The following is a 575-nucleotide window of genomic DNA, read 5'->3' on the forward strand; positions in this document are numbered from 1 at the left end:
AGGGCGAAATGCACTGGAGTACTGATGTGTCCCATGCACCCGAATTTACATATAGTAATGTCCACCTCTTACCAAAAACAAGTCATTTATGGATATTATCCGGAGGTTCATGTGGATCTAGTCTAATTCGTTTTTCGATCCATAAAGATCAAGATCAAATGAATATACCCTTTCTTTCCGCCGAAAGAAAATCTATTTCTAGCCTCTCAGTGAATAATGATCAAGTGAGCCAAAAATTTTTTAGTTCCGATTTTGCCGATCCAAAAAAATTAGGGATTTACGATTATTCAGAATTGAATGGAAACTTAGGTACTAGTCATTATAATTTAATATATTCTGCTATTTTTCATGAGAACTCGGATTTATTAGCAAAAAGACGAAGAAATAGATTTCTCATTCCATTCCAATCGATTCAAGAGCAAGAGAAAGAATTCATACCGCAGTCAGGTATCTCGGTTGAAATACCCATAAATGGTATTTTCCGTAGAAATAGTATTTTTGCTTTTTTTGATGATCCTAGATACCGAAGAAAGAGTTCCGGAATTCTTAAATATGGGACTCTAAAGGCGGATTCA

The 575-nt window shown here is 35.0% G+C and carries 1 protein-coding gene; it reads left to right on the top strand.

The annotated features are described in order from the left end of the window. Nucleotides 1-158: 158 nt before the first annotated feature. The coding region (locus IE312_RS44950; protein WP_189986851.1) for an RNA polymerase beta'' subunit family protein at nucleotides 159-575 on the top strand (417 nt) is incomplete at its 3' end.

The sequence above is a fragment of the Streptomyces capoamus genome (assembly GCF_014654935.1).
GTDB classification, from domain to species: domain Bacteria; phylum Actinomycetota; class Actinomycetes; order Streptomycetales; family Streptomycetaceae; genus Streptomyces; species Streptomyces capoamus.